This window comes from Acidobacteriota bacterium, from assembly GCA_039683095.1.
Classification (GTDB): Bacteria; Acidobacteriota; Aminicenantia; order Aminicenantales; family Saccharicenantaceae; genus RBG-16-66-30.
Genome location: JBDKSB010000012.1, coordinates 665027 through 678946, shown reverse-complemented (window position 1 = coordinate 678946; position 13920 = coordinate 665027). Strand labels below are relative to the sequence as shown.

General features: G+C 70.8%; 15 protein-coding genes. 9 read left to right on the top strand and 6 right to left on the bottom strand.

Going from position 1 to position 13920, the window contains the following annotated elements; all coding sequences use genetic code 11:
* The first annotated feature begins 17 nt into the window (after positions 1–17).
* From ABFD52_10780 to ABFD52_10755, 6 genes are all read left to right on the top strand, one after another.
* On the top strand, positions 18–284 hold the full coding sequence (locus ABFD52_10780; protein ID MEN6561249.1) for a hypothetical protein: 267 nt from the start codon (positions 18–20) through the stop codon (positions 282–284).
* On the top strand, positions 263–961 hold the full coding sequence (locus tag ABFD52_10775) for an anaerobic ribonucleoside-triphosphate reductase activating protein (GenBank protein MEN6561248.1): 699 nt from the start codon (positions 263–265) through the stop codon (positions 959–961). Before ABFD52_10780 ends, ABFD52_10775 begins: the two co-directional genes overlap by 22 nt.
* A gap of 10 nt (positions 962–971) precedes the next feature.
* A complete protein-coding gene (gene dut / locus ABFD52_10770; GenBank protein ID MEN6561247.1) occupies positions 972–1394 on the top strand; it encodes a dUTP diphosphatase in 423 nt (140 codons plus the stop codon).
* A gap of 100 nt (positions 1395–1494) precedes the next feature.
* Positions 1495–2964 carry an NAD(P)/FAD-dependent oxidoreductase gene (locus tag ABFD52_10765; GenBank protein MEN6561246.1) on the top strand — a complete coding sequence of 490 codons (1470 nt, stop codon included), beginning with the start codon at positions 1495–1497 and terminating at the stop codon, positions 2962–2964.
* A gap of 1 nt (position 2965) precedes the next feature.
* Entirely contained in the window at positions 2966–4213 is a 1248-nt protein-coding gene (locus ABFD52_10760) for an FAD-dependent oxidoreductase (protein MEN6561245.1), read from the top strand.
* Positions 4206–4577, top strand: coding sequence for a DUF1667 domain-containing protein (locus ABFD52_10755; protein ID MEN6561244.1), 372 nt, complete (start codon positions 4206–4208; stop codon positions 4575–4577). The genes ABFD52_10760 and ABFD52_10755 overlap by 8 nt, the downstream gene beginning before the upstream one ends.
* A 10-nt stretch (positions 4578–4587) precedes the next feature.
* Here the strand turns inward: ABFD52_10755 and ABFD52_10750 are convergent, their stop codons facing one another.
* Both ABFD52_10750 and rlmD read right to left on the bottom strand, forming a co-directional pair.
* The gene (locus ABFD52_10750; GenBank protein ID MEN6561243.1) at positions 4588–6165 is read right to left on the bottom strand and encodes a twin-arginine translocation signal domain-containing protein; all 1578 of its coding nucleotides are present in this window, start codon (positions 6163–6165) and stop codon (positions 4588–4590) included.
* Between the two features lie 59 nt (positions 6166–6224).
* The gene (gene rlmD / locus ABFD52_10745; protein MEN6561242.1) at positions 6225–8144 is read right to left on the bottom strand and encodes a 23S rRNA (uracil(1939)-C(5))-methyltransferase RlmD; all 1920 of its coding nucleotides are present in this window, start codon (positions 8142–8144) and stop codon (positions 6225–6227) included.
* Positions 8145–8236: 92 nt separating this feature from the next.
* Between rlmD and ABFD52_10740 the strand changes: the two genes are divergently transcribed.
* Entirely contained in the window at positions 8237–9151 is a 915-nt protein-coding gene (locus ABFD52_10740) for an ROK family protein (protein MEN6561241.1), read from the top strand.
* A 15-nt stretch (positions 9152–9166) separates the two neighbouring features.
* On the opposite strand, the gene ABFD52_10735 is transcribed toward ABFD52_10740, so the two are convergent.
* The 3 genes from ABFD52_10735 to ABFD52_10725 form a co-directional block, all read right to left on the bottom strand.
* The gene (locus ABFD52_10735) at positions 9167–9604 is read right to left on the bottom strand and encodes a CBS domain-containing protein (GenBank protein MEN6561240.1); all 438 of its coding nucleotides are present in this window, start codon (positions 9602–9604) and stop codon (positions 9167–9169) included.
* Between the two features lie 84 nt (positions 9605–9688).
* On the bottom strand, positions 9689–11035 hold the full coding sequence (locus tag ABFD52_10730; GenBank protein MEN6561239.1) for a malic enzyme-like NAD(P)-binding protein: 1347 nt from the start codon (positions 11033–11035) through the stop codon (positions 9689–9691).
* 21 nt (positions 11036–11056) lie between these two features.
* Complete coding sequence (locus ABFD52_10725; protein MEN6561238.1) at positions 11057–11641, bottom strand: DUF2284 domain-containing protein; 585 nt, start codon at positions 11639–11641, stop codon at positions 11057–11059.
* 142 nt (positions 11642–11783) lie between these two features.
* On the opposite strand from ABFD52_10725, the gene ABFD52_10720 reads away from it, so the two are divergent.
* Positions 11784–12533: an RNA methyltransferase gene (locus ABFD52_10720; protein ID MEN6561237.1), complete on the top strand. Its 750-nt coding sequence runs from the start codon at positions 11784–11786 to the stop codon at positions 12531–12533.
* Entirely contained in the window at positions 12530–12931 is a 402-nt protein-coding gene (locus tag ABFD52_10715) for an OsmC family protein (protein ID MEN6561236.1), read from the top strand. The genes ABFD52_10720 and ABFD52_10715 overlap by 4 nt, the downstream gene beginning before the upstream one ends.
* A 12-nt stretch (positions 12932–12943) precedes the next feature.
* Here the strand turns inward: ABFD52_10715 and sppA are convergent, their stop codons facing one another.
* Complete coding sequence (gene sppA, locus ABFD52_10710; protein MEN6561235.1) at positions 12944–13912, bottom strand: signal peptide peptidase SppA; 969 nt, start codon at positions 13910–13912, stop codon at positions 12944–12946.
* Positions 13913–13920 lie beyond the last annotated feature (8 nt).

Genomic DNA, 13920 nt, shown 5'->3' with positions numbered 1-13920 from the left:
CGACAAGGCGGTGAATCATGGACTTCCTGTTGTTCTCCTATCCCAATTGCCTCAAGTGCGATGCGCTTAAGAAACGGCTGACCGAAACCGAGACCCCCTACCAGGAATACGGCCTGACCTCGCCTCCGGGCAAGGCCAAGATCCGCGAGTTCATCAACGTCATCAAGCGGGACGAGTCCGGGGCCATCAAGCTGCCGACCCTGGTCGCCCATACCCAGGGCATCGTCCGGGCCGTGCTCAACTCGGCCGAGGAGTTCGACGGGTGGCTGAAATCAAGGGGATAGAGAAGTTCTCCAGCCGCGACTTCCCCGGCCACATCTCCTCGACGGTCTTCCTGGGCGGCTGCACCTTCCGCTGCCCCTACTGCCACAACGCGGACCTCGTCCTGCGGCCGGAGACCCTCCCGACCATGGCCGCGGACTATTTCCTCTCCTATCTCGACGGGCGCAAGGGCTGGCTCGAGGCCGTCTGCTTCTCGGGCGGGGAGCCCCTGCTCCACGAAGGCCTCGAGGACCTCATCCGGGTCGTCCGGGAACGGAACCTGCTGGTCAAGGTCGACACGAACGGCTCCTTCCCGGACCGGCTGGAGGCGCTCCTGGCCCTCGGCCTGCTCGACCAGGTGGCCATGGACATCAAGGCGCCTCTCGAGCGCTACCGTGAGGTGACCCGGTCCAACATCGACGTCGAGAAGATCGTCCGCAGCGCGGACGTCATCCGGGCCTCGGGCGTCAAGCACGCGTTCCGGACCACGGTCGTGCCGGGCCTCGTCGGCAGGGACGACGTCGTCCGGATCGGCGAATGGCTCGCGGGCGCGTCCCTCTACGTCATTCAGCAATTCGTCCCGCAGACGACGATCGATCCCGCCTATCTCGAGGTCAAGCCGTACGGGCGGGGCGAGATCGACGAGATCGCGGCGGCGGCCCGGCCGTACTTCGGCGAAGTCAGGATCGAGGCCCCGTAAGGAGAGCGGCATGGAACTGAAGGTCAAGCGCATCCACCCCGAGGCCAAGCTCCCGGTCTACGGCCACCCCGGCGACGCCGGCCTGGATCTCTTCTCGGTCGCCGATTTCGACCTCGCGCCGGGCGGCGTCCTCGCCGCGCCGACCGGCATCCAGATCGCGGTCCCGTCCGGCCACGTCGGCCTGATCTGGGACAAGAGCGGCATCTCGCTCAAGGGCGTCCACCGCCTGGCCGGGGTCGTCGACGCCGGCTACCGGGGCGAGGTCCAGGTCGTCCTGATCAATCTCGGCCCAGACCCCTTTGCCGTCCGCAAGGGCATGAAGATCGCCCAGCTCCTCGTCCAGCCGGTCGCTTCGGTCGAGGTGGCCGAGGCGGACTCGCTCGACGACACCTCGCGCGGCCGGGGCGGCTTCGGCTCGACCGGCCTTTATTAGGCCATGGCGCCTCCCGCCTTTCGCCCTCGCCGCCGCTCCCGCGCGCTGAACCCGGCGCTTGGAGAAAGCCTGTCACGTTTGATATCATGGCCCTCCGGCCATGAGCGGAGAGCGCGATCAGGTCTATGACGTCGCCGTCATCGGCGGCGGCGTGGTCGGCTGCGCCGTCCTCCGGGAGCTTGCGCGCTACGACCTGAAGCTCGTTCTCCTCGAGCGGGCCTCCGACCTGGCCGAGGGCGCGAGCAAGGGCAACAGCGGCGTCATCCACGCCGGCTTCAATGTCCCGTCGGGATCGCTCAAGGCCAGGATGAACGTCGCCGGGCTTGGGCTCGTTTACCGCCTGGCCGCCGAGCTCGGCGTGCCCCATCGCAGGACCGGCAAGCTCGTCGTCGCCCTGTCCGACGAGGACCGTCCGGCCCTCGAGAAGCTCAAGGCGGAGGGCGACCGGAGCGGCGTCCCCGGCCTCGAGATCGTCGACGAGGCGGCCATCCGCCGCCTCGAGCCCCTGGCCCGCGGCCGCTGGGCCCTCTATTCCCCGAACACCGGCATCGTCTCCCCCTACGAGCTGACCATCGCCCTGGCCGAGTCGGCCTGGCAAAACGGGGCCGAGGTCCGCCTCGAGACCCCGGTCACCGGGGTCGCCCGCGGCAAGGGCTTCTTCCGCCTCGCGACCCCGAGCGGTTCGTTCGCCGCCCGCCGGGTCGTCAACAGCGCCGGCCTCCAGGCCGACGAGGTGGCCCGCCTGGCCGGGAGCTCAGTCTTCAAGGTGTTCCCGTATCGCGGCGAATACCTCATCACCGACAGGGACTGCGGCCTCGGCCTCGGCTTGCCGGTCTATCCCGTGCCGCCGGCGGACGATCCGGGGCTGGGCATCCACGTCACGCCCACGCTCGAAGGGAACATCCTCCTCGGCCCGAGCGCCGAACCCGTCGCCGGCAAGGACGACCTGGCTTCGACGGGCGAGGTCATGGCCCGGCTGCAGGCCGAGGCGGCCCGGCTCATGCCCGGGCTGGCCGGCGTCTCCTTCATCCACAGCTACGCCGGCATCAGGCCCAAGCTGGTCGATCCCGCCGGCCCGGCCCGCTTCGCCGATTTCCTCATCGGGGAGAGCGGCGAGCGCCCCGGCTGGATCGATCTCGCCGGGATCGAATCGCCCGGGCTGACCGCCGCCCCGGCCATCGCCGAGATGGCGGCCGGGCTGATCGGCGAAGGCCTGGACCTGCGGCGGAAGCCCGGTTTCGTGCCGGGGCGGCCGGCGCGGGTCCGGTTCGCCCACGCTGACGACGGGGAGCGCGGGCGGCGCGTGGCCGGCGATCCCGGTTGGGGAGAGATGGTCTGCCGCTGCGAGCACGTCACCCGGGCCGAGGTCGAGGACGCCCTGCGGAACCCGTTCGGGGCCCGGACGCTCGACGCGGTCAAACGCCGGACCCGCTGCGGCATGGGCCGCTGCCAGGGCGGCTTCTGCACGCCGCGGATCGTCGATATCCTGCAGGCCGAGGGCGTCCCGGTCGAGCGGATCACCAAGCGCGGCGGCGGCTCGCGCCTGTTCGAGGGCCGGGTCAAAGACTAGCATGGATACGCGGACCGAGACCTGCGACGTGGCCGTCATCGGCGGCGGCCCGGCCGGCCTGGCCGCCGCCCTCGGCGCCCGCCGCGCCGGGGCGGGACGGGTCCTCCTGCTCGAGAGGGACCGGACGCTCGGCGGCATCCTCAACCAGTGCGTCCACGACGGCTTCGGCCTTTTCCTTTATAAAGAAACGATCAGCGGGCCCGAGTACGCCGAGCGGCTGGCCGAGGACGTCCTGCGCGGGTCGGTCCGGGTCGAGACCGGGGCCATGGTCCTCGACCTGAGCGCCGACCGGGTCCTGCGGATCAACGCCCGCGGCGGATACCGCCTCGTCGAGGCCGGGGCCGTGGTCCTGGCCATGGGCTGCCGCGAGCGGACCCGGGACATGGTCGGGATCCCCGGGACGCGGCCGGCCGGCGTCTTCACCGCGGGCCTGGCCCAGAACCTGGTCAACCTCAAGAACCTGCGCATCGGCCGCGAGGCCGTCATCCTCGGCTCGGGCGACATCGGCCTGATCATGGCCAGGCGCCTGACGTTCGAGGGCATCGCGGTCAAGGGCGTCTTCGAGATCATGCCCTGGGCCGGGGGGCTCGAAAGGAACGTCCGCCAGTGCCTGATGGACTTCGGCATCCCCCTCGAGCTCGGGTCCACGGTCGTCGAGATCCGCGGCCGCGACCGTGTCGAGAGCGTCGTCACGGCCCGGGTCGACGGGCGGCTGGCCCCGGTCGCCGGGACCGAGCGGGTCGTCCCCTGCGACACCCTGCTCCTTTCGGTCGGGCTCATCCCCGAGAACGAGCTGGCGAAGCGGGCCGGCGTCGAGCTCTCGCCGCTGACCGGCGGCGCGGTCGTCGACGAGCGGCTCATGACCTCGGTCCCCGGCGTCTTTTCCTGCGGCAACGTCCTCCACATCCACGACGTCGCCGACTGGGCCTCGTTCGAGGGACTGGCCGCCGGCGGGCAGGCCGCCCGCTATGCGTCCGGGGAGCGCCCGGCCGGCCGGACGCTCCGCGTCTCGCCGGGGGCCGACGTCAGGTACGCCCTGCCCCAGGTCGTGACCGCCGGGGCGGCGGGCGTCGAATGGAGCTTCCGGGTCGCCCGGCCGCTCCGGAACGTCCGGGTCGAGATCCGGGGCCGGTCCTCGGGCCGGGTCCTGGCCGCGAGGAAGCTCGGACGCATCCTGCCCTCCGAGCTCCAGAAGCTGAAGGTCAAGGCGTCGGTCGACGAGGACCTCGAGGTGTCATGCCATGAGTGAGCGCCCGGCCGTCGACCGCCTGACCTGCATCCTCTGCCCGGTCGGCTGCGATCTCGAAGTCGAGCGGGACGCGGCCGGCGGGGCCCGGGTCCGCGGCAATCAATGCGACAAGGGCGTGCCTTTCGCCGTCGAGGAGGTCCTGCGCCCGAAGCGGAACCTGGCCACTTCCGTTCCGGTCAAGGGCGCCGCGGCCAAGCTGGTCTCGGTCCGCCTGAGCCGTCCTGTGCCCCGGGAGATGATCTTTCCCATCCTGGCCGTGATCGCCGGCCTCCGGCCCGAGGCGCCGGTCCGCCGCGGCCAGGTCCTCGTTGCCGACGTCCTGGGCACGGGCGCCGACGTCATCGCCACCCGCACCGTCAGCTGAAAAAACGGGATCAGCCCAGAAAATCCCAGGCGATGCCGACGCGGCGCAGGGCGTAGGGCAGCTCCCGCGTGTAATCCCCGTAGGCCGTCATCCAATGGAAGCCGGGCATGCGCCTGGCCAGGGTCCGGTCGTCGCACTGGAAGCGGACGTCGATCTGGGAGCGGCAGATGGGCAGGAAGGGCGCGTCGACGATCTCGCCCCGCAGGCCCAGCCAGCGCTTGGCCGCGAAGTCCGGCGCGATGTTGGTCACGAGCCGGCCCTTGGCCATCTCGACCTTGGGGGCGGCGCCGTAGTCCGATTCGAAATGGGTCAGGATGCGGGCCGGCTCGGCCGTCCGGCCGTCCATCTTCCGCGGCGCCGTGCAGTGGGCCAGGGTGATGAGGCCGTCGTGGGGATAGGTCGGGTCGTTGAGGAACACGGGCCGGCCGGCGATGTTGGCCAGCAGCACGCCCGACGGGATGACGACGAAGTCGGACTCGCAGAAGGCCAGGTAGCCGTCGTCGTTGAGGGTGCTCAGGGTCAGGCAGGCCGAGGTCTCGGCCAGGGGCATGATCGTGCCCATGCAGCCGTTGATCGTCATGGCCCGGGTGCCGGCCTCCTTCATCAGGGCCCGGAAGACCTCGTCGAGCAGGAGGCCGTTCTCGACGAAGTACCGCTCCGTTTCGAGGACCGTCCGGGGCTGGCTAAGGTAGGCCTCGGCCCGCGTCCGGGCCCTCCGGACCGCCGCGGCGTCGGCCCGGGCCTGGCGGATGAGCCGGCCCAGGTCGTCGTAGGACACGGTGACGATGTCGAACTTCCAGATGTCCTTGACCAGCCCGGGCACGACGCCGGCCGGCTGGGCCCAGGCGTCCGGGCCGCCGACGGCCAGGATCTTGGTCCCCATCGTATTATGGAGCCCGGCCAGGGCCCTGAGGCGCCAGAGGATCCCGTCCTGGCTGTCGATGACGACGTCGTCCTCGTCGACGCCCTTGACCGCCAGCGCGTCGGTGTGCTGCCGCAGGTAGCGCGGGCTGATGATCTCGTACCACAGGTAGACCGGGCCGGACCTGTGGCGGCAGAAGAAGATGCGGTCCTTGCCGGTCTTGTCGAGGGCGGCGAAGATGTCCGTCCAGCCCCCGGCGGCGTAGACCAGGAGGACATGGGCGTCGGGGATGTCCCGCATCGCGGCGATCTCCGAGGCCTGGCGGATCGCGGAGACCGGCAGGAACTCGACGGGGAAATCGGCCTGCTTGGCCAGGGCGGCGAGCTCGCCTTCGATGCGCCCGGCCTCGGCCCGGGCGTCCGCCTCGGTGGCGATCCCTCCCCAGGACCGCCAGCTCGTTTTGGGCCGGCGCTGCGGGACCTCGTAGACAAGGATGGGCTTGACCTTGAGCCGCGCCCGCAGGGGGGCTTCCTCGAGGGCCGCCGCCCGCCCGGCGGAGATCGGCCAGGCCAGCCCGCCGGCGGCGACGCTGCCGAGCGCCGTCAGGCCGGCGCCCTTGAGGAAGTCGCGCCTGGTCACGGACGACGCGGCCGGACCCGGCTCACAGCCGTGGGGGCAGCAGCGGGGACGGGCTTCGAAGGGCGGGGCGGGCTTGGGATCGGTCATGGCTCTTGTCTCCTCGGCCGAGTTTTACTATGCCGCCGGAGTTATGTAAAGGGGCGCGCTCAGCGGGCGAGGACGGCCAGGGTCTCGAGGTGCGGCGTGTGGGGGAAGAAGTCGAAAGGCGAGAGCGAAACGACCCGGTAGCCCGCGTCGAGGAGGTCGCGCAGGTCGCGGGCGAGCGAGCGGGGATTGCAGGAGACGTAGACGAGCGTCGGAGCGCCGAGGGCGACGACCCGGCGCAAGGCCTTGCCCGTCAGCCCGACGCGGGGCGGATCGACGATGACGACGTCGGCCGGCTCGCGGCCCGGCCCGGCCAGCAGGGCCTCGACCGTGCCGGGAACGAAGTCGGCGTTCTCGACGCGGTTGAGGAGGGCGTTCTCGACGGCGTTGGCGATGTTGGCCGGCGAGGAATCGATGCCCGTCACCCGTCCCGCCCGTCCGGCCAGCGAGATCTCGATCGCGCCGCTGCCGCAGTAGAGCCCCAGGACCCGGCCCTTGCCCCCGAGCCCGGCCTCCTCGCCGATGCGCCGGTAGAGGAGCTCGGCCCCGGCCGTGTTCGTCTGGAAGAAGCTCGGCGGATAGATGCGGAAGGTCAGCCCGGCCAGCCGCTCCTCGATGAACGGGACGCCGGCGACGACGCGGGCCCGGTCGTACTCGACGAGGTCCGAGCCGCGCCGGCTGGTGACGTGGACGAAGCTCCGCAGCCCGGGGGCGGCCGCGCCCAGGCGCCCGGCCAGCGCGTCGAGCCCGCTCTCGCCGATCCCGGCCGTGGCCAGGACGACCATGAGCTCGCCCGTCCGCTTGGCCTGCCGGAGGACGAGATGGCGCAGCTGGCCCTTGCCCGTGGCCGGCTCGAAGCCCTCGAGCCCGTTCTCCCGGGCGAATTCGAGGACAACGGGGAAGACGCGCTCGACGATCGGGCCGAAGATCGGGCAGGTCCGGACCGGCAGGGTGCGCCGGTAGGTCTGGCGGCTCGTGGTCACCCTCTCCCGGAGGCCGAGGGCCAGCTCGCCGTGCTTCTCGCCGAAGGCGAACTCCATCTTGTTCCGGAAGCCGTAGAGGTCGGGGGAGGGCGTGACCGGCTTGACCGCGGCCGCCAGGCCCGGCCGCCCGCACTCCTCCAGGGTCTCCTTCAAGTATCGTTCCTTGATCTCGAGCTGGGCGCCGTAATCGACGTGCTGGAAGAGGCAGCCGCCGCACTGCCCGAAATGCGGGCAGCGCGGCTCGGCCCGCCGCGGCGAGGGGGACTCGACGCGGATCGTCTCGGCTATCCGGGCCGCCCCGCGCTCCCCGACGACCTGGACCAGGACGCGCTCTCCGGGGACCGCCCCCGGCACGAGCACCTGGCGGCCGTCCGCCCCGCGGGCCCGGCCCTCGCTCGCGGGGTAATCGAAGCCCTCGATCTCGACCGTGAAGGCCGGGGCCGCGAAACGGTCCAGGAGCCGCCGTACCTTCCCGACCGGGAAGCCGACGACGTTGTCGTAGTCGCCCTTCATCCGGGCGACGAAGGCGTCGCCGATCTCCTGGACGGCGTAGGCGCCGGCCTTGTCCAGGAAGGTGCCCTGGTCGAGGTAGCCCTCGATCATCGCGTCGGTCAGCTCGCGGAACGTGACATAGGTCAGGTCGTAGCCGGTGAGGAGCCGGTCCTCCGCCGCGGTGTAGAAGGCCAGCCCGGTGATGACCCGGTGGCGCCGGCCGGACAGGGCCCGCAGCATGGCCCGGGCGTCCTCCCGGCCGGCCGGCTTCCCCAGGATGCGCAGCCCCAGGGCGACGACCGTGTCGGCGCCGATGACGGCGGCCCGGGGAAAGGCCTCGGCCGCGCGCCTGGCCTTCAGGACCGCCGCGGCGACGGCGAACCGGAGCGGGTCCTTTTCCTCGATGGCGGACTCGTCGACGCCGGTCGGGAAGACGCGGAACTCCGGCGCAACCCGGGCCATGAGCTCCCGGCGGCGCGGCGAGGCCGAAGCGAGAACGATGTCCATCCGGGCTATTGTACCCGATTCCGGCCGTTCCGCCACGGCCGGCCGTTGCTTCGGTCCGCCGATGCGCTTAGAATATCGCGGGAGCGCGCGCCATGAGCCCTTACGCCGTCGGCATCGATCTCGGAGGAACGAAAGTCGAGGCCTGCCTGGTCGACGGGACGCGGCGGGTCCTGGCCCGCAAGCGCCGTCCCTCCGAGCCCGGGCTCGGCCGCGAGCGGGTCGTCGGGAACATCCTCGAGCTCGTCGCGGAGACGGCGGGAGGGGCCCGCTACGAGGCCGTCGGCCTGGGCACGCCCGGCACGTACAGCGCCGTGGACGACATCATGTACGGCGCGCCCCACACGCCGCTCTACGAGAAGCCGGGCCTCGTCAGCCTGCTCCGAACGAAGCTTGATGTCCCGCTCGTCGTCGAGAACGACGCCAACTGCCTGGCCCTGGCCGAGTTCTTCGCCCAATGCCACGGCCGCTTTTCGACGGTCATGGCCGTCATCCTGGGCACGGGCATGGGCTCGGGTCTCATACTGGGGAACAGGCTCCACCGCGGCCCTCACGGCAACGCCGGCGAGATCGGCCACACCTCGATCGCCATCGACGGCCGGCCCTGCGAATGCGGGCGCCGGGGCTGCGGCGAGGCCTACCTCTCCGGGCCGAGCCTGGGCCGCCGCTACGCCGAGCTCGGAGGCGAGGCCCTGACCCCGGACAGGATCTTCGCCCGGTACGAGGAAGGCGAGGCGCGGGCCCGCCGGGTCTTCGACGAATCCGTCAGGATCATGGGCGAGCTCTTCGCCAACTGCGTCAACGCCCTCGACCTGGAGGCCGTCGTCCTCGGCGGCGGCGTCTCGAACATCCCGATCTGGTACGAGCGCGTCCCGCCGGTCATGAACAAGGCGCTGTTCGGCACGCCCGGCCGGAATATCCCTATCCTGAAGGCGGTGCTGGGCGACTCGGCCGGGGTCCTCGGCGCGGCCTATCTCGCCCTGCGCGAGATGCGGCTCATGGATTTCTAGCGCCGGCGCGAGGGCCTATTGGTATTTGCCCATGATGTAGTTCCCGAGGTTCTCGATCTCGATCTTCTGGTCGGTGATGATGGCCTTGACCACGTCGCCGATGGAGATGACGCCGTCCAGCCGGCCGGCCTTGCGGACGGGCAGGTGGCGGATGCGCTTGTCCGTCATCAGGGCCATGCACTCCTCGGCGGTCGTGTCGTCGCGGACCCCGTAGACCTCCCGGGTCATGATGTCCCGGACGGGCGTGTCCTGGGACTGCCGGCCCATGAGGATGATCTTCCGGGCGTAATCCCTCTCGGAGATGATGCCGACGACTTCGTCCTTGTCGATCACGACCAGGGCGCCGATGTCCTTCTGGGCCATGAGCTCGAGCGCCTCGAAGACCTTGGCCTCCGGCCCGATCGTCCAGGCCTTGTGGCCCTTCTGGTCGAGGATGTCCTTGACGGTGATCATGGCGGTCCCTCCTTGCTGAGCGGATGGATGGCCGGTCTCCCCCCCCGGCGCCCGGTTCCTATATAGCGCCCCGGCGGGCCGTTGTCAATCGAAGTAGCCGGTCAGGTCGTCCCGGTTGAGCCCCTGGCACAGGGCGACCCGGGCCACCGCCCGGGCGACCGTCCGGTGCAGGGCCTTGTCGAGCGGGTCGGGGACGATCTGGCCGGGCTTGGCGAAGGCGGCAATGGCCTCGGCCGCGGCGATGAGCATCTCCCGGGTGATGCGCGGCACGTTGGCGTCGACCGCGCCGCGGAAGATGCCGGGAAAGCCGAGGACGTTGTTGACCGATTTGCCGTCTGCCGCGAAGGCCGCCCCCGCGGCCAGGGCCTTCTCGGGCTCGATCTCGGGGCTGGGATTGGACAGGGCCAGGATGATCTGGCCGCGGCGGACCAGGCCGGGCTTGATCAGCCCCGGCGCGCCGGTCGTGGCGATGACCACGTCGCAGCCGGCCATGACCCCCGCCAGGTCGGAGGGGACGCCGCCGGCCGCCTTCAGCCGGTCGAGGGCCGCCGGCGCGATGTCGGCGCCCCGGACCGGGCGCCCGAAACGGAACATCAGCATCTTGGCCAGGGCCAGGCCCGCGGCGCCCAGGCCGATGACGCCGATGGCGCTCCCGGCCAGGTCCCGCCCCGTCGCCTTGGCCGCGTTGAGGAGCGTGGCCGTGACGACGACCGCGGTGCCGTGCTGGTCGTCGTGCATGACCGGGACGTCGAGGCGGGCCTGGATCCTCTCCTCGATGGCGAAGCAGCGCGGGGCGGAGATGTCCTCGAGCTGGATGGCGGCGAAGGTCGGGGCGATGTGGACGACCGCCTCGACGATCTCGTCCGGGTCCTTCGTGTCGAGGAGGATGGGCATGCCGGACAGGCCGGTCAGGGTCTCGAGCAGGCTGGCCTTGCCCTCCATGACCGGCATGGCCGCCTTGGGGCCGATGTCGCCGAGGCCCAGGACGGCCGTGCCGTCGGTGACAATGGCGACGAAGTGGCGGATGGAGGTGTAGCGCCGGGCCAGGGACGGATCGTCCCGGATCTTCAGGCTGACCTCGGCCACGCCCGGCGTGTAGACCTTGCGCAGCGTGCTGAGCGAGTCGATCGCGTAACGGCTGCGGATGGCGATCTTGCCGCCCTGGTGCAGCTCCAGGACCTCGTCGCGGACCTCGAGCAGCTGGGCCCCTTCGGTCGCCTCGACGGTCCGGACGAGCCGGTCGACGTGCCGGACATCGTCGGCGAAGACGGTGATGTCGCGGTCGACGGCCGAGCCGCCCATGTGGATGGTCCGGATCTCGCCGATGAGCCCGCCCTGCTCGCCGATGGCCGAAAGCAGCCGGCCGAGCGCGCCGGGCTTCTGCTCCAGCCGGCAGCGGAACGTCCTCTGGATCTTGCCGTCCCACCACATGTCGGGCTCCTTTCCGCCTCCCTAGTCGAGGAGCAGGAAGGCGTAGCGGTTCATCTCCTGGCCGTAGTCCGAGAGGACCTCGATCGGATAGCCGATCCTCCGGACCGTGGTGAACACGTCGATGCCCAGGGCGTCCGGCGACGGCCGGGCCAGCTTGGGCTCTTTGCAGGCGGCCCGGGTCCCCGGGCATTCGAGGCAGATGCCGCAGCTGTCGAAGGGCAGCAGGAAGGCCTTCACGAAGCCGGACTTGAACAGCTCCTGTTCGAGATGCACGAGCTCCAGGTTGAGCTTGCGGCTCCAGGCGTGGCGCTCTTCCGGGCGCTCGACCTTCTTGGCGAAATGGAAGACCGCGCAGCGCCGGTACTCGCGGATGAAGCGCTCGCATTCCTCGATCGGGGGCGCATTGGGCGGGCAGCAGGCGTTCCGGCCGTACTCGCCGCAGCCGTAGAGGCATTTCATCCGGACCCATTCCGCGAGGACGATGTCCGCCGGGTCGATCCAGCGGACATCGGTGAAGCCGCGGGCGGCGAAGGCCTGGATCAGGGCGGCGTTGGCGGGGCGTCCTCGGCGCGGCGGACGCGCCGCCGTCGTTCTCATCATGGGCATGGCCGAACCTCCCGGCCGGCCGTCCCCGGCCGGCCCGCGCCCGGTTTATAACACCCGCTCCCGGCGATGTCAACGTCCGCGGGGGCGGGACCGGCGGGGAGGGGCTACCCTGCGCCGGCGGACTCGGCTATAATCGTCCCCCATGACCGATCTCTCCCGCTTCGCCGTCGTCCTGGTCCGGCCGGACAGCCCCGAGAATATCGGCCTGGCCGCGCGGGGCATGGCCAACACGGGCTTCGCCGACCTGCGCCTGGTCGGGCTGGAACGGCTCGAGCCGCCGGCCTGGCGCACGGCCATCCACGCCGACCATATCATCGAGCGGGCCCGTTTCTATCCCTCTCTGGCCGAGGCCGTGGCCGACCGGGAGATCGTCCTGGGCTCGACGGCCCGGGTCCGCCACGACTTCCCCCTGGTCCCGCTCGACGAGGCCGCGGCCCGCGTCGCCGAATATCCCGAGACCGTCCGGGCCGGGCTCGTCTTCGGCAACGAGCGGACGGGCCTGACCCAGGCCGAGCTGGGCCTGGCCAACATCCGTTTCCATATCCCCCAGGCGGCCCGCCAGCCATCCTACAACCTCGGCGTGGCCGTCACCCTGACCCTCCACGCCGTGGCCTTCCGGCCGGGCCCGCCGCCGGCGCTGCGCCGCCACCCGCCTCTCGATCATGCCGCCCAGGCCGAGGCCGGCCGCCGTTTCCGCGACCTGCTCGACCGCCTCGGCTTCATGCACGAGACCAACCGGGACTTCATCGCCGAGAAGGTCGAGGACATCTTTTTCCGCATGGCCCTGACGGCCAAGGACCGGGACATCATCCTGGCCATGTTCCGCAAGGCCCTCGAAGGCCCGCGGGAGCGCCGGCCGCGGCCGGCCCCGGACAAGAAGGAGAAGACATGAATCCCATCGAGCTCAAGGTCGTTTTCGGCGGCAACTACAAGATCGGCGTCGCGGCGAAGGGCTTCACGATCCTGACCGACCAGCCGGTCCGCGACGGCGGCGACGGCACGGCGCCGTCGCCATTCGATTATTTCCTGGCTTCGCTCGCGGCCTGCGCCGGCTACTACGCCCTGGCCTTCTGCAAGGAACGCCAGCTTTCGACCGAGGGGCTGGGCGTGGCCATGACGGCCGAGCGGGGCGAGGCGTCCAAGATGATCGACAAGGTCACGATCCACGTCGACCTGCCCTCGGGCTTCCCGGAGAAGTACCGCTTCGCCCTGACCAGGGCCGTCGATCACTGTACGGTCAAGGCCCACATCCTGCGGGCGCCGCAGTTCGAGATCGTCGTCCGGCCCTGAGGGCCGGCGGCGTCACGGCGCCTGGGGCAGCCAGAGGTAATAGAAACCCGTCTTCAGGGCGCCGGCGATCGACTCCAAGGCCTTCAGATCGACGGGCCAGCCTTCGCCCGGCCGGCCGGCGTAGATGTTCGTCTTCGTCTTGGGGAAATAGGTGTAGGACACGAGCCTGGCCCTCTCGATCCCGGCCAGGTCCCGGGCCTTGCCGAAGGCGTCCTCGAAGTAGCCGAGGCCGTCGACGAGGCCCAGCCTGAGGGCCTGGGCGGCCGTGTAGACCCGGCCGTCGGCGATCGTCCGCAGCTCGGCCTCCGCGATCTTGCCCTTGCGGCCCCTGGCCACGACCGCCAGGAAGCCCTCGTAATACTCGTCGATGATGCCCTGGTAGAGCTTCCTCTCGGTCTCGGTCATGGCCCGGAACGGCGAGCCCGCGTCCTTGACCGGCCCGGCCTTGACGATCTCGACCTTGACCCCGACCTTGGACATCAGGCCCTCGACGCTGGGGAAGACGCTGATGACGCCGATCGAGCCGGTCAGTGTCGACGGATGGGCGATGATGAGGTCGCAGGCCGAGGCGATGTAGTAGCCGCCGGACGCGGCGACGCTCATCATCAGCCCGACGACCGGCTTGCCCGTGCGCTCCTTGAAGCGCAGGATCTCGTGATAGACCATGTCGCTCGCCGTCACCTCGCCGCCCGGCGTGTCCAGCCTCAGGATGACCGCCTTGACCCGCGGGTCGCCGGCGGCCCGCTCGAGGCGCTCGAAGACGCGGGCCACGACGCTCTTCTCGCGCGACAGGAACCCGGTTTCGAGGGCGGCCGAGATCGTCCCGTCGACGTCGATCATCAGGACCTTGTCCCTGGCCGGGCCCGGCTGGAGGACGACCTCCTGCAGCTTGTCCTCGCCGAGCAGGTCGATCCGGATCTGGGGCGAGCAGGCGGCCAGGGCCAGGGCGAGGACGGGCGTCCACAGGACGGCTTTCTTCATGGGGGCCT